21 protein-coding genes, 3 tRNA genes and 3 rRNA genes (1 of these 27 only partly in view) are annotated in these 22,500 nt (G+C 64.2%); 14 read left to right on the top strand and 13 right to left on the bottom strand.

Annotated features, from left to right (window positions below; all coding sequences use genetic code 11):
* The 6 genes from RSO01_RS34185 to RSO01_RS34160 all read left to right on the top strand — a co-directional run.
* Positions 1-426: ribosomal RNA gene (locus RSO01_RS34185) — 16S ribosomal RNA — on the top strand; it begins 1,063 nt to the left of the window's first position.
* Positions 427-608: 182 nt separating this feature from the next.
* Positions 609-685 (top strand) — tRNA-Ile (locus tag RSO01_RS34180).
* An 87-nt stretch (positions 686-772) separates the two neighbouring features.
* Positions 773-848: transfer RNA gene (locus RSO01_RS34175), tRNA-Ala, on the top strand.
* Positions 849-1,078: 230 nt separating this feature from the next.
* Positions 1,079-3,808, top strand: a 23S ribosomal RNA gene (locus RSO01_RS34170).
* 76 nt (positions 3,809-3,884) lie between these two features.
* A 5S ribosomal RNA gene (gene rrf / locus RSO01_RS34165) occupies positions 3,885-3,999 on the top strand.
* Together the 16S, 23S and 5S rRNA genes with 3 tRNA genes alongside form the textbook arrangement of a ribosomal RNA operon.
* 80 nt (positions 4,000-4,079) lie before the next feature.
* Positions 4,080-4,156: transfer RNA gene (locus RSO01_RS34160), tRNA-Met, on the top strand.
* A 104-nt stretch (positions 4,157-4,260) separates the two neighbouring features.
* On the opposite strand, the gene RSO01_RS34155 is transcribed toward RSO01_RS34160, so the two are convergent.
* The 7 genes from RSO01_RS34155 to RSO01_RS34125 all read right to left on the bottom strand — a co-directional run bounded on the left by RSO01_RS34155 (position 4,261) and on the right by RSO01_RS34125 (position 10,472).
* Entirely contained in the window at positions 4,261-5,301 is a 1,041-nt protein-coding gene (locus tag RSO01_RS34155) for a LacI family DNA-binding transcriptional regulator (RefSeq protein ID WP_147155067.1), read from the bottom strand.
* A 4-nt stretch (positions 5,302-5,305) separates the two neighbouring features.
* A complete protein-coding gene (locus tag RSO01_RS34150) occupies positions 5,306-5,947 on the bottom strand; it encodes a ThuA domain-containing protein (RefSeq protein ID WP_147155066.1) in 642 nt (213 codons plus the stop codon).
* Positions 5,948-5,964: 17 nt separating this feature from the next.
* Entirely contained in the window at positions 5,965-7,062 is a 1,098-nt protein-coding gene (locus tag RSO01_RS34145) for a Gfo/Idh/MocA family protein (RefSeq protein WP_147155065.1), read from the bottom strand.
* Positions 7,063-7,081: 19 nt separating this feature from the next.
* Positions 7,082-7,930, bottom strand: a complete 849-nt coding sequence (locus tag RSO01_RS34140; protein ID WP_147155064.1) for a carbohydrate ABC transporter permease — start codon at positions 7,928-7,930, stop codon at positions 7,082-7,084.
* Positions 7,923-8,852, bottom strand: a complete 930-nt coding sequence (locus RSO01_RS34135) for a carbohydrate ABC transporter permease (RefSeq protein WP_147155063.1) — start codon at positions 8,850-8,852, stop codon at positions 7,923-7,925. Before RSO01_RS34135 ends, RSO01_RS34140 begins: the two co-directional genes overlap by 8 nt.
* A gap of 10 nt (positions 8,853-8,862) precedes the next feature.
* Positions 8,863-10,122 carry an extracellular solute-binding protein gene (locus RSO01_RS34130; RefSeq protein ID WP_147155062.1) on the bottom strand — a complete coding sequence of 420 codons (1,260 nt, stop codon included), beginning with the start codon at positions 10,120-10,122 and terminating at the stop codon, positions 8,863-8,865.
* Between the two features lie 137 nt (positions 10,123-10,259).
* The gene (locus RSO01_RS34125; protein ID WP_170303565.1) at positions 10,260-10,472 is read right to left on the bottom strand and encodes a hypothetical protein; all 213 of its coding nucleotides are present in this window, start codon (positions 10,470-10,472) and stop codon (positions 10,260-10,262) included.
* Between the two features lie 109 nt (positions 10,473-10,581).
* Between RSO01_RS34125 and RSO01_RS34120 the strand changes: the two genes are divergently transcribed.
* Positions 10,582-11,799, top strand: coding sequence for an acyl-CoA dehydrogenase family protein (locus RSO01_RS34120; RefSeq protein ID WP_147155060.1), 1,218 nt, complete (start codon positions 10,582-10,584; stop codon positions 11,797-11,799).
* A gap of 41 nt (positions 11,800-11,840) precedes the next feature.
* Here the strand turns inward: RSO01_RS34120 and RSO01_RS34115 are convergent, their stop codons facing one another.
* The 3 genes from RSO01_RS34115 to RSO01_RS34105 are packed head-to-tail and all read right to left on the bottom strand — an operon-like array spanning position 11,841 to position 14,859.
* Positions 11,841-12,575: an N-formylglutamate amidohydrolase gene (locus tag RSO01_RS34115; RefSeq protein ID WP_170303564.1), complete on the bottom strand. Its 735-nt coding sequence runs from the start codon at positions 12,573-12,575 to the stop codon at positions 11,841-11,843.
* A gap of 29 nt (positions 12,576-12,604) precedes the next feature.
* Complete coding sequence (locus RSO01_RS34110) at positions 12,605-13,942, bottom strand: glutamine synthetase family protein (protein WP_147155058.1); 1,338 nt, start codon at positions 13,940-13,942, stop codon at positions 12,605-12,607.
* Positions 13,939-14,859, bottom strand: coding sequence for a MurR/RpiR family transcriptional regulator (locus RSO01_RS34105; protein WP_147155057.1), 921 nt, complete (start codon positions 14,857-14,859; stop codon positions 13,939-13,941). Before RSO01_RS34105 ends, RSO01_RS34110 begins: the two co-directional genes overlap by 4 nt.
* A 131-nt stretch (positions 14,860-14,990) precedes the next feature.
* Here RSO01_RS34105 and RSO01_RS34100 point away from each other — a divergent pair, with 131 nt between their 5' ends.
* Genes RSO01_RS34100 through RSO01_RS34080 form a run of 5 tightly spaced genes read left to right on the top strand, consistent with a single transcriptional unit; the run spans position 14,991 to position 19,531 of the window.
* Positions 14,991-16,232, top strand: a complete 1,242-nt coding sequence (locus RSO01_RS34100; RefSeq protein ID WP_147155056.1) for an ABC transporter substrate-binding protein — start codon at positions 14,991-14,993, stop codon at positions 16,230-16,232.
* Positions 16,229-16,954, top strand: coding sequence for an ABC transporter ATP-binding protein (locus RSO01_RS34095; RefSeq protein ID WP_147155055.1), 726 nt, complete (start codon positions 16,229-16,231; stop codon positions 16,952-16,954). The genes RSO01_RS34100 and RSO01_RS34095 overlap by 4 nt, the downstream gene beginning before the upstream one ends.
* On the top strand, positions 16,947-17,666 hold the full coding sequence (locus tag RSO01_RS34090) for an ABC transporter ATP-binding protein (RefSeq protein WP_246159007.1): 720 nt from the start codon (positions 16,947-16,949) through the stop codon (positions 17,664-17,666). The genes RSO01_RS34095 and RSO01_RS34090 overlap by 8 nt, the downstream gene beginning before the upstream one ends.
* Complete coding sequence (locus RSO01_RS34085) at positions 17,663-18,541, top strand: branched-chain amino acid ABC transporter permease (RefSeq protein ID WP_147155054.1); 879 nt, start codon at positions 17,663-17,665, stop codon at positions 18,539-18,541. Before RSO01_RS34090 ends, RSO01_RS34085 begins: the two co-directional genes overlap by 4 nt.
* A 3-nt stretch (positions 18,542-18,544) precedes the next feature.
* Positions 18,545-19,531: a branched-chain amino acid ABC transporter permease gene (locus RSO01_RS34080; protein ID WP_147155053.1), complete on the top strand. Its 987-nt coding sequence runs from the start codon at positions 18,545-18,547 to the stop codon at positions 19,529-19,531.
* Here RSO01_RS34080 and RSO01_RS34075 read toward each other — a convergent pair.
* The 3 genes from RSO01_RS34075 to RSO01_RS34065 form a co-directional block, all read right to left on the bottom strand.
* The gene (locus tag RSO01_RS34075; RefSeq protein ID WP_174825975.1) at positions 19,528-20,187 is read right to left on the bottom strand and encodes a cysteine hydrolase family protein; all 660 of its coding nucleotides are present in this window, start codon (positions 20,185-20,187) and stop codon (positions 19,528-19,530) included. The two genes, RSO01_RS34080 and RSO01_RS34075, sit on opposite strands and share 4 nt — an antisense overlap.
* A 242-nt stretch (positions 20,188-20,429) precedes the next feature.
* Complete coding sequence (locus tag RSO01_RS34070; protein WP_147155051.1) at positions 20,430-20,783, bottom strand: hypothetical protein; 354 nt, start codon at positions 20,781-20,783, stop codon at positions 20,430-20,432.
* 84 nt (positions 20,784-20,867) lie between these two features.
* The gene (locus tag RSO01_RS34065) at positions 20,868-21,557 is read right to left on the bottom strand and encodes a hypothetical protein (RefSeq protein WP_147155050.1); all 690 of its coding nucleotides are present in this window, start codon (positions 21,555-21,557) and stop codon (positions 20,868-20,870) included.
* A 228-nt stretch (positions 21,558-21,785) separates the two neighbouring features.
* Here RSO01_RS34065 and RSO01_RS34060 point away from each other — a divergent pair, with 228 nt between their 5' ends.
* Together RSO01_RS34060 and RSO01_RS47760 are read left to right on the top strand one after the other, a co-directional pair.
* Positions 21,786-22,247, top strand: coding sequence for a hypothetical protein (locus RSO01_RS34060; RefSeq protein WP_147155049.1), 462 nt, complete (start codon positions 21,786-21,788; stop codon positions 22,245-22,247).
* Between the two features lie 52 nt (positions 22,248-22,299).
* Positions 22,300-22,476, top strand: coding sequence for a hypothetical protein (locus RSO01_RS47760; RefSeq protein ID WP_170303563.1), 177 nt, complete (start codon positions 22,300-22,302; stop codon positions 22,474-22,476).
* Positions 22,477-22,500: the final 24 nt, after the last annotated feature.

Below are 22,500 nucleotides of genomic sequence, written 5' to 3'. Positions count from 1 at the left end.
GTCTCCAGTTGCCATCAGGTTATGCTGGGCACTTTGGAGAAACTGCCGGTGACAAGCCGGAGGAAGGTGGGGATGACGTCAAGTCCTCATGGCCCTTACGGGCTGGGCTACACACGTGCTACAATGGCGGTGACAATGGGATGCGATGGCGCGAGCCGGAGCCGATCCTAAAAAACCGTCTCAGTTCGGATTGCACTCTGCAACTCGAGTGCATGAAGTTGGAATCGCTAGTAATCGAGGATCAGCATGCCTCGGTGAATACGTTCCCGGGCCTTGTACACACCGCCCGTCACGCCATGGGAGTTGGTTCTACCCGAAGATGGTGCGCTAACCGCAAGGAGGCAGCCAGCCACGGTAGGATCAATGACTGGGGCGAAGTCGTAACAAGGTAGCCGTAGGGGAACCTGCGGCTGGATCACCTCCTTTCTAAGGAAGATTGGAAGCAATTCCGGTCTTACTTAAACACTACCTGGAGCCGCGGTTTCTCAAGCCGTGGTCGCCGCCGCTGTCGCATCCCTTTCCATGATGGTACTTGGCGAGACGGAATTCGGTCTCCTCCTCTTCAGTGAGATGGGATTGGATGTCCGTCGCTTCGTCTGCCCGAGATTGGGCTAGTAGCTCAGCTGGTTAGAGCGCGCGCTTGATAAGCGTGAGGTCGGAGGTTCAAATCCTCCCTGGCCCACCACCTTTCGCGCGATCGGCTCGACCCTCGAGGTAGCAGCCGGTTCGCACCGGTAGACGAAGTCAGGTCGCGCCGACCGAAAGCTCAAACGGGGGCATAGCTCAGTTGGGAGAGCGCCTGCTTTGCAAGCAGGAGGTCGTCGGTTCGATCCCGTCTGCCTCCACCATCATCACGCGTGGCCTGGCCATGCGCATAGAGCTTCGCGCCGCTTAGGTGGCGTCGATCGTTCTTTGACATCGTTCATCGGAAGAGGTCTTAAAGTCTAGATTTCCTCGCTCTGTCGCCTAGGCAGAGTGGAAGGAAGGGTAAACAAGGCCGTCGTGTCGGGGGTCGTCCCCTGCACGGAACGAGCCGTAATGACGATCGCAAGATCGTCGTTTCGCTGACAAAACGTGAGATCAAGCACAATAAGGGCGTTTGGCGGATGCCTTGGCACTGAGAGGCGATGAAGGACGTGGTAGGCTGCGATAAGCTTCGGGGAGTTGCCAACACACTTTGATCCGAAGATTTCCGAATGGGGAAACCCCATCCATCAGGATGATCGTCGACTGAATCCATAGGTCGACGAGGCGAACCCGGGGAACTGAAACATCTCAGTACCTGGAGGAAAGGACATCAACAGAGACTCCGCTAGTAGTGGCGAGCGAACGCGGACCAGGCCAGTGATGCGATTGTAAGAACCGGAACACTCTGGAAAGGGTGGCCATAGCGGGTGATAGCCCCGTACGGGTAGAAAGCAGTCGCATCCTCGAGTAGGGCGGGACACGTGCAATCCTGTCTGAACACGGGGGGATCACCCTCCAAGCCTAAGTACTCCTCAGTGACCGATAGTGAACAAGTACCGTGAGGGAAAGGTGAAAAGCACCCCGACAAGGGGAGTGAAACAGACCTGAAACCGAACGCCTACAAACAGTCGAAGGCCGCAAGGCTGACGGCGTACCTTTTGTATAATGGGTCAGCGACTTACTCTGTGCAGCAAGCTTAAGCCGATAGGTGTAGGCGCAGCGAAAGCGAGTCTGAATAGGGCGCTTAGTTGCACGGAGTAGACCCGAAACCGGGTGATCTAGTCATGGGCAGGTTGAAAGTGCGGTAACACGCACTGGAGGACCGAACCGGTTACCGTTGCAAAGGTATCGGATGACCTGTGATTAGGGGTGAAAGGCCAACCAAACTCGGAAATAGCTGGTTCTCCGCGAAAACTATTTAGGTAGTGCGTCGCGTGATTACCGTCGGGGGTAGAGCACTGGATGGGCTAGGGGGATCCAAAGTCTTACCAAACCTAACCAAACTCCGAATACCGACGAGTACAGCGCGGCAGACAGACGGCGGGTGCTAAGGTCCGTCGTCGAGAGGGAAACAGCCCAGACCGCCAGCTAAGGTCCCCAAGTCATGGCTAAGTGGGAAAGGATGTGGGAAGGCCAAAACAACCAGGAGGTTGGCTTAGAAGCAGCCATCCTTTAAAGAAAGCGTAATAGCTCACTGGTCTAAATAAGCCAGCCTGCGCCGAAGATGTACCGGGGCTCAAGCCATGCACCGAAGCTGCGGACTCGAAAGAGTGGTAGCGGAGCGTTCCGTAAGCCTGCGAAGGGAGACTCGTGAGAGCTCCTGGAGGTATCGGAAGTGAGAATGCTGACATAAGTAGCGATAAGAAGCGTGAGAGACGCTTCCGCCGTAAGTCCAAGGGTTCCTGCGCAAGGTCAATCCGCGCAGGGTTAGCCGGCCCCTAAGGTGAGGGCGACAGCCGTAACCGATGGGAACCACGTCAATATTCGTGGGCCTGCTGGAAGTGACGGATCCGAAAAGTGGCTCTAGCTCGTTGGCGAATGCTAGGGCGGCCCAAGGGTTCCAGGAAATAACTCCAGCGTATAGACCGTACCCTAAACCGACACAGGTGGACTGGTAGAGTATACCAAGGCGCTTGAGGGAACTGTGTTGAAGGAACTAGGCAATTTACCCCCGTAACTTCGGGATAAGGGGGCCTCCATCGGTCTCGATGGAGGGGCACAGACTAGGGGGTGGCGACTGTTTAACAAAAACACAGGGCTCTGCTAAGCCGTGAGGCGAAGTATAGGGTCTGACGCCTGCCCGGTGCCGGAAGGTTAAGAGGAGAGGTTCACGCCTTGAATCGAAGCCCCGGTAAACGGCGGCCGTAACTATAACGGTCCTAAGGTAGCGAAATTCCTTGTCGGGTAAGTTCCGACCTGCACGAATGGCGTAACGACTTCCCCGCTGTCTCCAACACAGGCTCGGCGAAATTGAATTCCCCGTGAAGATGCGGGGTACCCGCAGTTAGACGGAAAGACCCCGTGCACCTTTACTACAACTTTGCAGTGGCATTAGAGATTGGATGTGTAGGATAGGCGGGAGCCTTTGAAACTCGGGCGCTAGCTCGGGTGGAGGCAACCTTGAAATACCGCCCTTTTGATCTTTGATGTCTAACCGCGGTCGGTCATCCCGATCCGGGACCCTGCATGGTGGGTAGTTTGACTGGGGCGGTCGCCTCCCAAAGAGTAACGGAGGCGCGCGATGGTGGGCTCAGGCTGGTCGGAAATCAGCCGCTGAGTGCAATGGCACAAGCCCGCCTGACTGCGAGACTGACAAGTCGAGCAGGGACGAAAGTCGGCCATAGTGATCCGGTGGTTCCGCGTGAGTGGGCCATCGCTCAACGAATAAAAGGTACGCCGGGGATAACAGGCTGATACCACCCAAGCGTCCACAGCGACGGTGGTGTTTGGCACCTCGATGTCGACTCATCACATCCTGGGGCTGGAGCAGGTCCCAAGGGTTCGGCTGTTCGCCGATTAAAGTGGTACGTGAGTTGGGTTCAAAACGTCGTGAGACAGTTTGGTCCCTATCTGCTGTGGGTGTTCGAGACTTGAGAGGAGCCGTCCTTAGTACGAGAGGACCGGGATGGACGTACCTCTGGTGTACCGGTTGTGACGCCAGTCGCAGCGCCGGGTAGCTATGTACTGGAGGGATAAACGCTGAAAGCATCTAAGCGTGAAACCCGCCTCGAAACTAGGTCTCGCTGAGAGTCGTGGTAGACCACCACGTTGATAGGCCGCATGTGCAAGTGCAGTGATGCATTCAGCTTAGCGGTACTAATAGCTCGATCGGCTTGATTTCATTCGTTCCGTGCAGCGGTCGACATCCGCGCACGGCTTTGTGCCCGGGACTTTAAGACCTCTGCGCGTTTCGACGACCTGGTGGCAGTAGCGAAGGGTGAACACCCGATCCCATTCCGAACTCGGCCGTGAAAACTTTCAGCGCCGATGGTACTGTGTCTTAAGGCACGGGAGAGTAGGTCGCTGCCAGGTCTTCCAAACGCGCGGAACCTCTTCCGATGAGGGCGAAGCAACCTTCGCCTAGATTTCAAGATTCAGACGCATGGATTTGCCGCGGGGTGGAGCAGCCCGGTAGCTCGTCAGGCTCATAACCTGAAGGTCGTAGGTTCAAATCCTGCCCCCGCAACCAAATCAAAAAGCCGTCCTCGCAAGAGGGCGGCTTTTTTGTTGCCATGGGCGACAATGAAGCTCGACGATCTCGCCACACCACCGTTCGCGCTGGACGAGTGTCGTCTAGGGGAGATTGTCGCGCAGGAAGATATCGATGTTGATCCGCTCCTGATCGGGCATGACGGGATCGCCCAGACAGTGGGCGAGGAGGACGCGGGCGGCGGAGCGCGCCTCGTGACCAGGGTCCTGGTTGATGATCGCGTCGATCACGCCGCGCAGGAGAAGGGCGCGCGTATGCACCGTCAGCTCATGGGCGATCCAGACGATGTCGTGGGCGCGGCCTGACGCTTCCAGGGCCGCGGCGATGCCCCGGTTGCCGGCGCCGACGCTGTAGAGGCCGGCGAGGTCAGGCTGGCTGGAGAGCAGACGTGCCGTCAGCATGCGGGTGCGCTCGTTGTCGTCACGGCCTTCCACGGCAGCAAGCGGCGACAGTTCGGGATATTCGCTCGACAGGATCTGGTGGAAGCCGAACTGCCGCTCGGCATGATCGCGCAGGACCAGTGAGCCCGCGATGACGCCGACCGAGCCGCGGCGGCCGCACAGGAAGCGTCCCATCAAGGCCGCGGCCGTGCGCCCGGCGGCGGGATTGTCGATGCCGACATAGTGCAGGCGCCGCGAGCTCGGGGCGTCCGAAACCAGGGTCACGACCCGAATGCCGCGATTCGCCGCATCATCGATGGCGGCTCGCACCTTGGGGTGATCGAGCGCGATGGTGGCGACGCCGTCATAGGACGAAGACAGGGACGCGAGAGCGCCGGCCAGGGCATCGGGATCGAAGACGTCGACATGCAGGACGTCGATGAAGGCGCGCTGGCTGGCCAGCCAGTCGGCCGTCCGGCGCACCTGCTCGTCGAGGTTCGTCATGAACGAATTGGCGCCGGTCGGCAGGATGAACGCGAAACGGAAGGTCTGATTGCGCGCCAGCCTGGCCGCTGCCGCATCGGGACGATAACCGAGCTTGGCCAGCGCCGCCTCGACCCTCGCCACCGTCTTGCCGCGCACGCCGTCGCGCCGATTGACCACGCGGTCGACGGTCGCAAGCGACACGCCGGCAGTGCGGGCGACGTCCTGCAGGGTCGCCTTGAAGCGGGCCGTCTCGCTCATTCCGTCAGCGCGCCGCCCACAGCAGGCCGCGCGTCATGATGGTGCGGATCTCGGGCACGTCGAGCTCATAGGCCCGGTGCCCCAGCGACGAATAGAAGACGCGCCCCGCGCCATACTGCTTCTTCCAGACGACCGGCATCACCACGCCGTCGATCCAGGGTGCGTGCTCGCCCGAGAAGGTCGTCGTCGCCAACACGTCGTTGGCGGGATCGACGTGCATGTAATACTGCTCGGAGCGATGCTCGAAGCTCGGCACACCCGACATGATCGGGTCGTCCGGCCGGGTCACGTCGACCTTGTAGTCGATGATGCCGCCGGGATGGGCCACCCACTGTCCGCCGCACAGGAACTGGTATTCGACCGAATCGCGGAACGCATCGCCCATGCCGCCGTGATGGCCGCCCATGCCGACGCCCTTCTGCACGGCCGCGCAGAGGTTGAGCGCCTCCGCCTTCTCGATCTTGGACATGGTGCAGATCGGCACGATCAGCGACAGGTCATGGATGGCGGGATCGGCGAACGCCGATGTCTTGGTCTCGACCCGCACGTCGAAGCCTTCCGCCTTCAGCCAGCCCTGGACTATCGAGGCACAGAGGTCAGGGTCGTGACCCGGCCAGCCGCCCCACACGATCATCGCCTTGCGCATGCTGCTACTCCCTACGTCTAATCCATCGCGCCGGTCGGCAGGCCCGGCGTCATCATCGCCGGACGCTCGACCGTCGTCTCGAGCTTCACCCGCCGGCCTTCGTCGGCCGAGATCTGGAACGCTTCCATGGCCTCCAGCGCATGCAACGCCAACGCGCCGCTGGCGCGATGCGGGCGGCCGCTCGTGATCGCGGCCGCCAGGTCGGCCACACCGATCGAGCGGAACTCGCCGTCGACATTGCCATGTGTATGGGGAACGGTCTGCCAGTCGCCGCCCGGCTTGGCGACGGCGACCTCGCCCCCGAACTTGTTCGGATCCGGCACCAGGATGCTGGCCTCCGTGCCATAGATCTCGATCGGCGCGTGATTGTGTCGGGGCACGTCGAAGCTCATGACGATCGAGACGACGGCGCTGCTTTCAAACTCCAGCAGCCCGGCGACGTGCGTCGCCACCTCGACCGGAATGAGCGTGCCGTTGAGCGGCTCGCTGGTCACCAGGCGCTCGAGCCGCGGCTTGGCGACCGAGCCCATGACGCTGGCGATCGGGCCCAGCAACTGGATCAGGTTGGTGATGTAGTAGGGGCCCATGTCGAGCATCGGCCCGCCGCCGCGCAGGTAGTAGAAGCCGGGCGCCGGATGCCAGCGCTCGTGGCCGGGACACATGAAGAAGGCGGTGCCGGCGACCGGCCGACCGATCGCCCCGTCGTCGATCGCCTTGCGGGCGGTCTGGTGTCCGCCGCCGAGGAAGGTGTCCGGCGCGCAGCCGACGCGCAGGCCCTTGGCTGCGGCCAGGTCCATGACCTTGCGCGCCTCGGCCACGCTAACGCCCAGCGGCTTCTCGGAATGGACATGCTTGCCGGCGTTGAGAACCGCCAGGCTGACATCGGTGTGCGCCAGCGGCACGGTCAGGTTGACCACGATCTCGACGTCGTCGCGCTTCAGCAACTGGTCGACCCGCATCGCGGGCACGCCGAACGCCGCGGCCTGCTTCTCGGCGGCGGCACCGCGCATGTCGGCGACCGCGCGCAGCTCGAGATTGGCGAAGCGTTGCGCCGCCTTCAGATAGGCCGTGCTGATGACCCCGCAGCCGATGACGCCAAATCCAACCTTTTGCATGGGCAACTCCGCTGTACCGTCAACCCTTGACCGCGCCGGCGGTGAGGCCGGCAACGATGTGCTTCTGCGCCAGCAGGAACAGCACGATCGTCGGCAGGATGGTGAGGGTGATGAAAGCCAGGATGAGGTTCCACTCGGCCGAGTACTCGCCCTGATAGACCATGATGCCGAGTGGCCAGGGATAGAGGGCGTCGGAATTGAGCATCACCAACGGCACCAGATAGGCGTTCCAGCTGTGCACGAAGGCGATGGTCCCGACAGTGGCCAGGATCGGCCGCGACAGCGGCAAGGTCATGTGCCGGAAATAGTCGATGTAGCTGCAGCCGTCGATTAGGGCTGCCTCCAGCAGTTCGGGCGGCAGGTCCTTGAAGAAGCGCCGGAACAGCAGAATGCTCATGGCGAGGCTGAACGCCACCTGCGGCAGGACGACGCCGAAGTAGGTGTCGAGCAGGCCGAGATCGCGCACCTTGATGAACAGCGGCAGGATGGCGGTGGCGGCCGGAAACAACAGCCCCAGCGTGAGATATTCGCCGAGCATCCGGCTGCCGAAGAATTTCAGGTGGGCGAAGACGAAACCCGCCATCGCGGCGACGGCGAGCGTCAGGAAGGTGCTGAGCGAAGCGATGATCAGGGAGTTGCGCAGCAGCATCCAGTAGCGCTTCGAGGCCAGGATGCCCCAGTAGTTCTCCCACTCCCAGCTCTGCGGCAGGCCGAAGGGATTGGTCCGCAGTTCGCCCAGGCTCTTGAAGCCGCCCAGTACTGTGGTGATCAGCGGCACGGTGACGAACGCCGCAACCAGGGTCAGGAACAGCGCCTTGTAGAGCGGCGCGGGGTCGAAGCGGCGCCTGGTCCTGGAGGGGCTAGTCATCGCGCATCATCCAGCGCTTGTAGGTGAAGGCGAAGGTGACGCAGATGCAGAACAGGATGACGCCGACGGCGCTGCCGAAGCCCACGCGCATGCGCATGACACCGAAATTGTAGAGGAAGCTCACAATGGTGTTCGATGAATCGGCCGGGCCGCCACGCGTCAGCGGCATGATGAGATCGAACAGCTGCAGCGAGCCCACCACCGAGAAGAACACGGAGAGCCGGATGGTCGGAGAGAGCAGGGGGATCACGACGTAGCGCAGGAGCTCGAAGCGCGACGCGCCGTCGATACGGGCAGCCTCGATGAGGCTGCGGTCGATGCCTTGCAGGGCCGCGATATAGAGCATCATGTGGAAGCCGAAATACTTCCAGACGATCACGATCAGGATGGCCAGCATCGATGTCTGCGGACTGGCCAGCAGATGGGGTGCTTCGGCGCCGAACAGGCGCCAGATCGAGGCCAGCAGGCCGTAGTTGCCGTCGTAGACGAAGCTGAAGATCAGGCCGGTCGCGATCTCGGCGAGCACGTAGGGCAGGAAGAACAGCATGCGCAGCGCCACGGCGCCGCGGAACCTCTCCGACAAGGCAATGGCCAGCGCCAGCGCGAGCGGCAGCTGGATCAGCAGCGAGACGACGATGATCAGGACATTGTTGCGCAGCGCCAGGCCGAACGCCCGATTCTCGAATACGTAGCGGTAGTTGTCCAAGCCGACCCAATTGGTCGGGCTGCCGAAGCCGTTCCAGCTGAAGGCGCTGTAAAAGCCCGCTTCGCCGATCGGCAGGATGACGAACAGCGTGTAGAGCAGCAGAGCGGGCGGCAGGAACAGGGCAATGGTGGCGAGCTTGTCATCGGCCAGAAGCTTGCCGAGGGATGATCCACGCGCGCGAGGCCGTGGCACGCTCGCCGAGACAGTGGACGTCATACGCCGCGCACTAGTTGCCCTGTTTCCAGGCGTCCTGGATGGCCTTGGCGGCGTCCTTGGGAGTCATGCTGCCGCCGGCGATCTCCGCGGTCGCGTCGTTGACGACGCGACCGACCGAGGGGCCGAGCGTCTGGTCGAGGAAGTTCTGGTGGTACTTCGAGCGTGCCAGGTTCTGGGCGATGCTGCCCATGAAGGGGTTGGTAAATGCCGTCTCCGCGCCGGCGACCACGGGAACGAGGAAGTTGCCCGCCGCCAGCCGCTTCTGGACATCGAGCGAGACGAAGAACTTGAGGAACTCGGCCGCCTCCTTCGGCGCCCCCTTGGTCACCAACCAGCCGGTGATACCGCCTAGTGTGTCGCTTGCATCGCCCTTGCCGCCAGCGACGGTAGGGAAGGCAAACCAGCCAATTTTGTCGTCGCTGAGACCGGCCTTGTCTGCCGCCAGCACGCGCTGGAGCAGGTAGACATTGTTGAGGGCGAGCGTCATTGCTGCCTTGCCGTCGCCGAAATAGCCGACCGCTGGCTGGTTCTTGAATCCGAGGAAGCCGGTCTGGAAAGGCTGCAGGTCGACCAGCTGCTTGAACAGCTCGCCCGCCTTCACGAAGGTCTCGCCAGCGAAGCCGCCGCTCTCGCCGCGCATCGCCGCATCGAACGCGGGCTTGCCGCCAGCGCGCATCGCGAGATACGTCCAATAGAAATGAAGCGGCCATTTGTCAGCACCGCCCACGGCGATCGGGGTCATGCCCGCCGCCTTCAGCTTCTTGGTGGCGGCAAGCAGATCATCCCAGGTCTTGATGGTCGTGCCATCGACTCCAGCCTTCGCCATCAGCTCCTTGTTGTAGAAGAAGCCCACCTCCGACAGGACCATCGGGACGCCGTAGATCTTGCCATCGATCGTGAAGGCCGCGAGCGCCGCCGGCGCGAGCTGGTCGCTATAACCCTTCAGCTGCGGACCGATATCCTGCAGGACGCCGGCCTCGACCTGCGTCTTCAGCACGCCGCCCGCCCAGCTGTAGATGATGTGAGGGCGATCCTTGGACTGCAGGATGGTCGGCAGCTTTGCCTTGTAGGCCTCGTTCTCGAGGAACTGCATCTCGACCTTGACCCCGGGGTTCTTGGCCTCGAAGGCGCGGGCAATCTCTTCCCAGATCTTCACCTGGGCAGGATTGGCTTCGATGTGCAGCCAGCGAACCGTGGTCTGGGCCATGGCGGTCCCGACGGTCATCGACAGCGCCGCAACGGCGAGCAGCGGGAATCGGAGCAGTCGCATGCGTTTCCTCCTCCGACCTTGATCGGTCGGTTGAGGTCACTCTGGTCAGCCGATTTGATGTGCGCAACTCAAAATTTGAGCTATTCATGTCATTTCGGGATTTCAGAACTTTCGCGCAGCGCTAGTGATCGGGCGACTCATTGAGTGTTGGTGAATCTTGGGCGTGGTGCGACCGAGCAGTTCGCGCGCGCGCCTGGCAGCTGCTTCTCCCAGCGCGTGAGCTTGATTGCCAGCGCATCGACGATATTCCGCACGACTTCGTCCTGGGGCGCGACGAAATCGGTCAAGTTACGATCAAACCGGTCGGCCCAAAGGTGCCCGCCGCTCTCGCCATCGACGGGCTGAGCCATGATACGATGCGGACAGGCTATTGCCGAGGCCATGCCGTTCATTGTCACCTGACACGGTCGCGACATCAGCGCGCCCGTCACGACCCGGAGCGGGCAACAGGAGGTGTCGATGCAGACCATAGTCGAAGACCGCCGCTTGCCGGTCGACATCGATGCCCAGCCGGTCGTACAGTCGGCCGCCGCGCTCAAGCCGACATTGCGGCACTACCAGGACGAGATCGAGCGCGAGCAGCGGCTGTCGCCTGAGCTGGTCGAGCAGATGCACGCGGCGGGCTTTTACCGCCTGCTGCTGCCGCGGTCGCTCGGCGGCCTGCAGGCCGATCCGCTGACCTACATCCGCGTCGTCGAGCACCTGGCCGAAGGCGCGGGCTCGGTCGGCTGGAACGTCGCCAACAACGGCGTCGGCTCGCTGGTCACGCTCGGCCTTCCGGACGACGGCGTGCAGGAGATCTATCCGAAGGGCCATCGTACCGTGATTGCCGGCACCGCGGTGCAGGGCGGCGGCCAGGCGGTGTCGGTCCAGGGCGGCTATCGCGTCAGCGGGCGCTGGACCTTCGGCAGCGGCTGCCACGAAGCCGCCTGGATGCTCGGCAGCTTCCAGATCCTCGATGATGGCGAGCCGCGCCGCCGCGAAGACGGCGGCACGTTCTGGCGCGGCCTGTTCCCGCGCGCCGAGGTCGAGGTCATTCCCGGCAGCTGGGAGGTGAGCGGACTGCGCGGCACCGGGAGCTTCGATTGGACGGTGAGGGATTTCTTTCTGCCGGAGCGGCGCACGATGGTCCATGCCGGCGTACCGCTCGACAACCAGTGGGGGCACTGGCCGGGCATGACTTACGCCCTACCGGCGCAGGCCTGGGTCGGGCCGCACCAGTGCGCGGTGATCACCGGGCTGGCGCGTGCCGGCATCAACGCGCTCGTCGAGCTTGCCGCCGACAAGACGCCACGCGGCCGCACGGGCAGGCTGTGCGACAATCCGCAGGTACAGGACGCGGTCGGGCGCGCCGATGCGATTCTCAATTCCGGACGCATCTATCGCAACGCGATGATCGCGGAGCTGTGGAATACGCTCGCCGACGGCCGCGAGACCACGCTCGAGCAGCGCGCCCGTTGCCGGCTCGCCGCGGTGCATGCCGGCGACTGCGCACGCCAGGCGATGGACCTGATGTTCCGGCACGGCGGAAGCACCTCGTTCAAGACCGAGAGTCGCTTGGCCGAAGTGTGGCGCGACCTGCAGGTGGTCGGCCAGGCGGCGACGCTCGCTCCGGAGTGGTATCCGATCGGTGGCCGCGCCTTCCTCGGGCTCGATCCCGGCCCGCGGCTGCGCTAGCCGGTGCTTTTTTGTTGCCCGAGCGAGGTTTGTCGCCTGGCCTACCTGTTCGGCAGCGCGAAGGCTGCGGTGGCTTCGAGTGCGTCGCCCAGCTGCCGCGCCAACTGCGAGATGTCCTGCGGTTGGTCCAGCAGATCGTTGCGGACCTCGATGAGCAGGGCAGCAAACCCGCGCTCGGCGCCATGGACGTAGGCGGTGTAGTCCTCTTCCGGCGTGACCGCGTAGGGCTGGTTCAGCCGGACATCGAGGTTCGTTCGCTTCCGCAAGTGCCGCCTCAAGGCAGTGGCCCAGTCGCCCGTGGCATCGAACAGGACGCCGACATGATAGGGGCGGGTCTCACCGAGAAAGACCGGCGTAAAGCTGTGCACGCCCACGATCGCCGTCGGTCGCGAGTCGCGTTGGCGGCGATCGAGCTGGCAGGTGATCGAGTCGTGGAACGGCTGGAAGAAATGACGAAGGCGGAGGTCACGCTCCGCCTCGGAGAGGTCGATGTTGCCGGGAATCGGCGTGTCCTCCGACAGTGACGGTATGCTCGACGGCACATGCGGTGGGCGGTTGGCGTCGATCAGCAGGCGCGAGAAGCCGGCGAGGATCGCCGTGGCGTCGAGACGCTCGGATAGCAGCCGCGTCAATTGGGCGGCGCCTATGTCCCAGGCGATATGCCGGCTGCTGTGGCGATCGGCGAGCCCAAGGGCGTGGTAGCGCGCCGGCATGACGTTGCTGGCATGCTCGCACACCAGGACGAAGGGCGACCCACCATCGGGTCGCAGCACCACGGTGGCGTCTTCTCCGGGATGATCGGACGTCAATACACGGCGCCGTAGCGCCGGCAGAGAGCGGCGTCATCGAGCCCTTCGGCCAACCGGATCTCCGTGCGCTTCAGGCCGACATAGGTCTCGAGCAGGGCCGGCGGCAGCCAGGAAAGGACCTTGGCATCGGCCTCGAGGGCATCGAGTGCCTCGGATAGCGAACGCGGTAGGCGGAACAGGCCGAGCTTGGCGCGCTCCGCGTCCGACAAGGTTGTCGGGTCGGCATCGACGATGCGCGGCGTCGGCAGGCCGGCGCGCAGGCCTTCCAGGCCGGCGAGGGTCAGCGCTGCAAGCACCAGGTAAGGGCTGGCCGTGGCGTCGGCGGCGCGAAACTCGACATTGAACTGGCGAGCCGGATCGGTGTTGCCGAGCGCGATCGGCGGACAGATGCGCAAGGTCGCCTCGCGGTCGCGCTCGCCGAGCCACGTGTAGGACGAGCTCCAGCTGTGCGGCTGGAGGCGGAGATAGGAAACCGGCGAGGGGGCGGTCAGCGCGATCAGCGCCTGCATGTGGCGCATTATGCCAGCGACAAAGGCGCCGCCTCTCTGGGAGAGCCGCCCTGGACGTCCGGCCTCATACATGACGGGCCGCCCCTCGCCGTCGACCAGGCTCATGTGCACATGAACGCCGTTGCCGACCAGGTCAGGTGCCAGCTTGGGCGCGAAGCTGGCGCGCCAGCCGAACAGGCGCGTCAGCTCGCGCACGATCTCGCGCACCGCGATCGCCCGGTCTGCAGCGGCAATGCCCGCGGTATGCCCGATGCTGATCTCGAACTGGTCGGCGCCGTATTCGGGAATGAAGACATTGGGTTCGACGCCAGCTTCCTCCAGCGCCGCGACGAGTTCCGGTCCGTAGGGATCGGCGCGCCGCAGGGCCTGCAGGGAGAAGGCCGGCTCCGCCTGCCAGGACGCGCCGACGATGCCGTATTCCTGCTCGAACGCCACCACGAGCGAGAGCCCCGTTTCCTGGCGCAATGTGTCGAGCGCGTGGCGCGCGAGGGTTCTGAGACAGGCGGACCATGGCTTGCCGTCCGGTTCGACGACGTCGCACATCACCACGTCGAACGGCGTGGCGGCCCGCCAGCCCGCCGCCCGGTACCGCGCGTTCATGTCGGGCACCAGCCTGAGATCGCCGAGCGAGCCCCATGGGTTGGGCGTTGCGATGGAGTCGAACGGCGTGAGCGACAGATTGGCCGGAACCCAGCCGACACCTTGCGCCGCGATGGCGACGAGCCGGTCGGCGGCGACCGAGCGGCCGCGCGTGATCGCCGTGAGGTCGTTGGTGATCAGCGTCGTCAACGGGGCGCGGCGTGGCGTGTCGGGCGTATCGGTCATCGCTTGCGTCTCCGCTTTCGAGGGCTCGCCTGGCGCGCCGCCGGCGCGGCGATTTCGTCGGCTTCCAGCGTGACCCGATTGCGGCGCCGGAACTGGTCGATCCGATCGAGGCGCGGCCGGGCGCGCTCGCCGAGGCGCTGGAGCAGCCGCGCCACCATCAGCTCGATCTGGGTCAGGGCCGGCACCAGGGTGTCGAAGGGCGAGGCGGTCTCGACGCGTGCCGTCAGGACGATCTCCGCAGAGGCGGCAAGCGGCGAGCGCCAGATATCGGTGAACAGGATGACGCTTGCCCCTTGTTCGGCGGCCTGCCGGACGAAATCGATCGTGCTGCGCTGGTAACGACGATAGTCGAACGCGACGACCACGTCGCGGCGCGACGCGTCGGCTGCCAGGTCGGACAGCTCCGTCAAGTCGTTGCCCGCCAGGTGGGTGTCAGGATGGAGCTGCACGAGATGGCTGCGCAGCATGCCCGCAAGGTAGCCGCTGAAGCGTCCGCCGACACAGATGATGCGCCGCTTGGGATCGGCGAGCAGCGACGTGGCGCGGTCGAGGTCGCTCGTCAGGGTTTCGCGCTCCAGCGCCTTTACGGCCGAGGCGACCGCCTCCACGAACGTCGCGATCGGATCGCCGCGTTCGAGCGCCGAGCGGCGGTCGTCGAACATGGTGAGCGGCGACTGATCCTTCTCCTCGACCTCGGCCAGCAGATCGGCCTGCAACTCGGCAAAGTTGCCGTAGCCCAGCTTGACCACGAACCGCGTGATGGTGGGGTCGCTGACGCCGACGCGCTGGGCCAGCCGCGCCGCCGGCCCCAGCCCCGCTGCCGGGTAGTGCAGGAGGAGCTCGCGGGCGACCCGGCGCTCGGACGGCGTGAGGTCGAGGTCTGGCGCTGCGAGCTTCTCTCGGACCGACTTTTGCATGAACGGGCGGCGGATCGTTGTTTGTAGGATTACTTACATATTCTCAACAAAATGTAAAATATGTAAAGAAGTTGACATGACCCATCCGACGTTCAAATCTGATCGCCGGGTCGCAAACGGGGGAGCAGGACATGCGGCGGTCGGCAAGGATTCAGCGCATTTCGAGCAGGCTTCTGCTGGGTCTGGCGACGGCGGCGGTGATGGCCGCTTCCGCCAGGGCCGAGGTCAAGATCGGCGTGGTCGGGCCGCTCTCCGGGCCGCAGGCGAATTCCGGCATCGCCATGCGCAAGGGCTTCGAGCTCGCGGCCGAGGAGGTCAACGGCAAGGGTGGTCTCACCATCGGCGGCAAGCAGCAGCCCGTGACGCTGCTGTTCGAGGACAGCGCCTCCCGTCCGGAGATGGGCATCAGCGCCGCCCAGAAGCTGCTGACGCGCGACAACGTCGATATCCTGATCGCCGACTCGATGGCGAGCTCGGTGACGCTCGCGACCATGGAGCTGGCGCCGTCGTTCGCCAAGTTCATGGCGAGCGGCCAGCCGGTGTCGATTGCGATTGCCCAGAAGATCAAGGCGCAGCCCGAGCGCTACGCCAATTTCTGGAAGATGTCTTTCAACAGCGACGCCTATGCCGCCGCGATCCACGACGCCGTCAAGGATCTTGTCGCGTCGGGCAAGGTGAAGGCGGCCAAGAAGTCGATCGCCTTCGTTGTCGAGGACACCGACTATGGCAAGTCCAACGTCGAGTTCACCGCGCCGCTGTTCGAGGCCGACGGCTGGAAGGTCGTGTCGAACGATGCCGTGCCCAACGGCACGGCCGATTTCTATCCGCAGCTCTCCAAGCTGCGCGCCAACGAGCCCGATGTGCTGGTCAGCATCTTCACGTCGCCGAATTCCGGCGCAGCCCTGGTCAAGCAACTCAAGGAGCAGGGCATCGGCTCACTTCACCTCGCGGTCTACTACCCGATCCGGCCGGAATTCCTGCAGGCTGCAGCGGCGTCGGCCGACGGCCTGTTGTGGACGCCGCTGATCTTCGACCCCGATCACAATGCCAGCCACAAGGCCTTCGCCGAGAAGGTCAAGGCCAAGACCGGCACGATGGGCACCGGCGACCATGCCCTGGGTTACTGCCAGATGGCCATGCTGCTCGACAATGTCGCCAAGGCAGGCTCGGTCGAAGCGGCCAAGATCTCTGCCGCCTTCGCGGCGACCGACTACAAGTGCATCTATGGGCGGTGGGTCTATGACACGGCGATCCACACGCCCAAGATCGGCGCCGATTATCTGCCTGTGCCGTTCGCCCAGATCATCAAGGGCGAGAGCCAGGTGGTGTGGCCGAAGAGCGCCGCGACGACGGAATTCCAGGCCAAGCCTTGACGCCACTCGTCGAGGTAAGCGGCCTCTCGGTCGAGTTCGGCGGCATCGCCGCGGTCCACGAGCTCACCTTCGCGGTGTCTCGCTGCGAGATCGTGGCGCTGATGGGACCCAACGGCGCGGGCAAGACGACGACCTTCCATCTCATCGCCGGGGCACGCCAGCCGGGCAGCGGCCGGATCATGTTCGATGGGCGCGACCTTGCGGGCCTGAGGCCCGATGCCCGCTGCCGGCTGGGGGTCGCCCGCACCTTCCAGATCACCCAGCCGTTCCAGGAGCTCAGTGTCACCGAGAACGTCATGGTCGGGGCCATGATGCATCACAAGCGGCTGCCTGACGCGCGTGCGGCCGCGCGCCGCTATGTCGAGCTGGTTGGGCTCGCCGACAAGGCCGACGCGCCGGCCAAGGGTCTGAGCACCGGCCAGCGCAAGCGACTGGAGCTCGCGCGCGCGATCGCCACGCGTCCGAAGCTCCTCCTGATGGACGAGGTGACGGGCGGCATCGACCAGAAGAGCATTCCCGGCATGATCGAGCTGGTGCGGCGCCTTCGCGAGCAGGGTCTCACCGTGATCATGATCGAGCACAATATGCGGGTGATCGGCGAGGTGGCCGATCGCGCGATCTTCATGAATCGCGGCGTCAAGATCGCCGAAGGCACTCCGGCTGACATCGCGCGCCATCCCGATGTGATCGACCTCTATCTCGGCGATGCAGCGCATGGCTGAGCCCGCCATGCTCGAGATCCGCGGGCTCGATGTCGCCTACGGCGACTACCAGGTGCTGTGGGACGTCTCGATCGATGTTGCCGCGGGCGAGATCGTCGCCATCTTGGGGCCAAACGGCTCGGGCAAGAGCACCGTCCTGAAGGCCATCATCGGTCTCTGCCGCGCCAGAAGCGGCACCATCCGCTTCGAGGGCAACGACCTTGCGCGGCTTGCCGTCCACGACAGGGCGGGTATCGGCATCGCTATGGTGATGGAGCGCCGCCGGCTGTTCCCCGCGATGACGGTGCGCGAGAACGTCCTGCTCGGCGCGTACCCCGCGGCGGTACGGCATGACGCAGAGGCGCGGCTCGGCTGGGTGGAAGGCCTGTTCCCGATCCTGCGCGAGCGCGGCGCGCAGCCGGCCGGCCGGCTGTCCGGCGGCGAGCAGCAGATGGTGGCGATCGCGCGCGGCCTCATGGCCAAGCCGAGGCTGCTGCTGATGGACGAGCCCTATCTCGGCCTGGCGCCCAAGGTCGTGCTGCAGATCAACGACATCATCCGCCGCATCAACGCCGAGGGCATTGCCGTCGTGTTCAACGAGCAGAACGTCAACCTGTCGTTCGCGCTCGCCCATCGCGGTTACCTGCTCGAGAGTGGCCGGCTGATGCTGGGTGGCACCGGGCAGGAAATGCTGCACAGCGACGTCGTCCGTCGCGTCTACCTGGGTGAATGACGGCGATGCCGATCGCGCTCTACATCGAACAGATCGTCAACGGGCTCGTCGCCGGCTCGATGTACGCCCTGGTGGGCGGCGGCATCGCGCTGATCTACGGCACCATGCGGGTGCTCAACATGGCGCACGGCGAGTTCTACATGATGGGCGGCTATGCCGCCTTCTACCTCGTCGGCCGCTCTGTGCCGCCCGTTCTTGCCATTCCCCTGGTTGCCGGCCTGCTCTTTCTCGTCGGCGCCGCCGTGCAACGCCTGACGGTCCACTATCTGCTGCGCCAGGATGGCTGGCTATTCGCCTGCATCGCCGCGACGCTCGGCCTGTCCATCGCGTTCCAGAACCTGGCGCTCATCGTGTTCGGCGAGGATTACAAGACGGTGCCCTACTACGTGGAAGGCATTCTCCGTCTCGGTGACATCCGCCTGCCGTTGCAGCGCGTGCTCATGCTGTTGGTGGCCGTCGGCACCCTGCTCGCCATGGGCTTCCTGCTGAAGAAGACCCGCTTCGGCTGGGCGTTGCGCGCAACCTCGCAGGACAGCGATGCCGCTTCGGTGTGCGGCATCCCGGTGTCGCGTGTCCACATGATCACCTTTGGTCTCTCGGCGGCGTTGGGCGGGGTCGCAGGGGCGATGCTGGCGCCGATCTACTCGGTCAGCCCGTGGATGGGCCTGCCGGTGCTGTTCAAGGGCTTCGTCGTCGTCGTGCTGGGCGGCCTCGGCAGCTTTCCCGGCGCCATCGTCGGCGGCCTCCTGCTCGGCATCGTCGAGGCGCTGGGCGTGCAGATCACGTCGGCGGAATGGCGTGACGTCTTCGGCTTCGCCTTGATGATCGTGGTCGTGTGGGCGCGGCCCTGGGGCCTCTTCGGCAAGGCCCCGTAAACGATGTTTCAGCCGCTTCGCCTCAACGCCCTGCTGACCGCCGTTGTTGCGGCACTGGTCGTCCTCGGCCTGCCTCTGCTCGGCGTCGGCAGCTACGTGCTGCACGTCATGATCCTGATCATGATCTTCGCGATCTTCGCCGTCGCGTACAATCTCGTGACCGGGTACCTTGGCCTCAAGACTTTCGGCCATCACGCGTTTTTCGGCCTCGGCGCCTACGGCTCGGCGCTGATATCGATCCATCTCGGGATCGGTGCCTGGGCCAGCCTATGGATCGGAGCGGCGCTCGCTGCGGCATTCGGTCTGTTCATCGGCCTGCCGATCCTGCGCATCAAGTCGATGGCGCACGTCGCCGTCGTCACCCTGGCGTTCGCCGAGATCGTCCGCCTTTCCTGCTCCAACCTCAAAGGCCTGACGCGCGGCGAACTTGGCTTGTGGGGAATCCCGGCGTTCCAGGCGCTCCACCTGCCGCTCGTCGGCGAGGTCGTGTTCAGCCCGGCGAACAAGATCGGCTACTATTATCTCGCCGCCCTGTTGCTCGGTATGACGCTGCTGGCGACGGCCGTGATCCTGCGATCCAAGATCGGCTTGGCCATTCTTGCCATCCGTGATGGCGAGGATGCCGCCGAAAGTCTCGGCGTCAATCTCACGCGCATCAAGCTCGGCGTGTTCGCCGTCAGCGCCTTCATGGTCGGCGTGGCGGGCGCCTTCTATGCGCATTATGTCGGCATCCTGACGCCGTCGGCCGCGATCGGCGCCGATCTCATGATCCTGGTCATCGCCATGGTGCTGGTGGGAGGCCTCGGCACGTTCGCCGGGCCGCTGGTCGGCGCCGTGCTGCTGACCAGCTCAGCCGAGTCGCTGCGGTTCCTCGATCAATACCGGCTGCTCGTCTATGGCGGGCTGATCGTGCTCATCGTCCTGTTTGCGCCCCGGGGACTCGCCTCCTTGCGGCTTCCCGGCAGGCGCGTGCCGGAGCGCCCGGCCTAGCCGACCCGGGTCTTCTTCGCCGAGGCGGCGATTTCGGCGAGCATGGCCTCGAGCGTAACCGTCCGGCAGTAGCCGCCGAATGCCTGAAGCGCGTTGGCCTGCCGGTCGGCTGTGTAGGTGCTGCAGCAATCGGAAATGCAGATCGTGTAGTAGCCGCGATCGGCGCCGTCGCGCACGGCCATGTCCACGCATTGGTCGGTCAGCACGCCGACGACCAGGAGATGGCGCACGCCGAGATTGCGCAGCACATAATCGATGTTGGTCGAGTTGAACACACCTGACGAGGTCTTCGGCAACACGATCTCATCGTCGCGTGGCGCCACCGCGTCGATCATCTGCCCTTCCCAGGCGCCCTTGGGAACGAGGATGCCGGAGAGCTTGTGATCGAGGCTGCGGTCACGGCCGTCGCGCGTCAGGCTTTCGACGACCGTATAGACGACCTCGATGCCGGCCTGGCGGCAGCCCGCGATGAGGCGGGCAATGTTGGGCACCACTCGGGCCTGCAGGTCGGCGACGAAGGCAGGATGCTCCCGCTCGATCGGCGGCGAGATTTCGAGATTCTGGACGTCGACCACCAGCAGTGCGGCCGCCTCGGGTTCGATGGGGCGATCGCGGCGCCAGGCCGTTTCGTGGGGATGAACCAGAGGAAGTGACAAGGAAGGCTCCAGACACACAACCGTCGACGCAAGGGTGTGACAGAAATTGCTGGCAAATTCGACTGTCAGCAGGTCGCATGACGACCAACGTGCCTCTGCGCGACCACCCATGAATGCGCAACGGGACCGTTGCTATACAGCCGCGCGAAATGTTGCTGGGGTTTTCCTTTCGCGTCGAATCGCATACGCCGACGATGAAGCCCGTTGGTTCACGCTCCGCCCATTTCGACGGCCAGGGTCGATCACTCTCGGCAGCCCGCATCCTCGCCGGCGATGTTGAGCACCTGCTCATCGAGTTCGTCGCGCCTGATCCAATACCGGAGGATTCTGTCGGGCAGTGTGGCCGCCACGAACAAGTAAGGATCACACGCCACCGAGGGCGGCAGAATATCGACGCGAAGACTTGTCGGTGCGGTAGAGCAGCGCAGGCTTTCAAGCTGCTTGGCATTCATGTCCGGGCGGGTGGCTTCAATTCCCGATTTGGTGACGCAGACCACCGCGTTCACCTTGATCTTGTTCTCCGGAATTGCACCCAAGACTGCTGGAGCGGCCAATACCAGACCGCAGCTGAGTGCTATCACGCCAAACAGGTTCATGATCGTGCCCTCACAGTAGAGCGGGCATCCATCTCGCGGCGGCGTAAGAAGGCGGTTCACCTCCAACGCCTGGGGCCACAACGCCTAGTATCGGTTTTGCGGCATGGCGATGACGCGGCCGCTGGCATCGACGCGGTTACCCTGCGCGTCGTAGCGGTTGCCGAATTCGTCGTGCGAGACTGCCTGGGTCGAAGAGGCCTGGGAAGCCGGCGTGTAGTACGGGCCTTGGACGGCCACGCGACGCCCGGTGCTATCGACGCGATAACCCTGGGCATCGACCCGATTGTTGTATTGGTCAGTGCGATAGGTCGGGGCCGGCTGGCTGGCGACCCGATAGCCGTTGGTGTCGACGCGATAACCCTGGGCATCGACGCGGTTGCCGTTCTGGTCGGTGTAGTAGGCCGGACCTGGCTGGGCTGCGCCGTCGCGATAGGTGCGGGCGTCGACCTCGCGGCTGACGCAGCGACCGTAGGACGCCGTCCCCGCAGCGAGACCGTACGAGTCGCAGGCATTCTGCGCATCCGCGGTCAACTGGGTGGCCGCGTAGTCGCGGTTCACGCGGCCGGTGGCGCGAGCTTGCTGCTCACGGGCGACGCACTGGTTGAAGCTCGTCGTGCCGGCACGGAAGCCGTAGTCGGCGCAGGCCGTGCTGGGCGACTGGTAAGTGTTGCCATAGGCAGGCGCCGCGGCACCGGGTGAGTCTTGGCTGTAGGTGCCCTGGCACGCGGCCACGAGCAGGCCGAGCGATGTTGCCGCTAGGATACGAACGCGCATTGAATGGAGTGTTCCTTCCGGGAATGGGTCATGGCGTCAACGGGAGGGACGCGGAAAAGTTGCATTTTCGACGAATAAATCTCGTCGATCCGGCCAACCCAGTCGAAGCGCCGAGACGGCGACAACGGGCGCTCTGCCGTTCGACCAGACCTGCAACGACGTGGTCGGCGCCTGCGTTGTTGCTGTCGGATGCGACCGTTGAGGCGTCGCGATCCAAAGGTCTCCCATATGAAATTCAGGCTCCTGGTCCTTGGTTTGCTCGCGACGGCAAGTGTTGCTGGCGCACACGCACTCGTGCCGCTTCCCGAAGGGACTGGAGCTTTGGCCCGTTCCACGGAACGGTCGCCGCCGCCCCTGGTGGTGCCGCCGATCAAGGTGTCGGCGCTGCCCGCTCGAAGCGCCCCTTCATTGGACGCAACCCGCCCACCGGTGCCCGTCCTCTTCTCGCATCGCAAATCGTTCGTTCCTGCCGACGAAGCCGCTTCAATCCGCTCTCCGTCGGCCGTCGTTACGACGTCTCCGGTCGCCATGACCGAGACGGCGGCGAAAGCGGCAATCGAAGCCGATGGCTACAAGGGTGTTCGCGCGCTGGCCCGCGGATCCGACGGCGTGTGGAAGGCGAGCGCGCTGCGCGGTCAAACCGAAGTGCTGCTGAGCGTTGGCCCGACGGGCAGCGTATCAGAAAAATGATCGGCGGCTGCCGTCGGCGCCTTGCTCCGATGGACGATTTTGAGAGGCAACGATGAACTACCTCCTGGCCGTCAGCCTGCCCTTGTTGATCTTTGCCTTTGGGACAGCCGCGTCGATTGCTACGACCAAAGCCCTCCGGGACTGGTCGGTCGCCACGTCTGATATCCGGGTCGGCGCGGGCGACCCGCTTGCCGTCGCGCCGAGGCCGGTGGTGTACACCCATCGTTGATGGCCCGTTGGAGATGGCCACAAG

The sequence above is a fragment of the Reyranella soli genome (assembly GCF_007992495.1).
In the GTDB taxonomy this organism is placed as follows: domain Bacteria; phylum Pseudomonadota; class Alphaproteobacteria; order Reyranellales; family Reyranellaceae; genus Reyranella; species Reyranella soli.
This window is presented reverse-complemented; position numbering and strand designations above follow the sequence as displayed.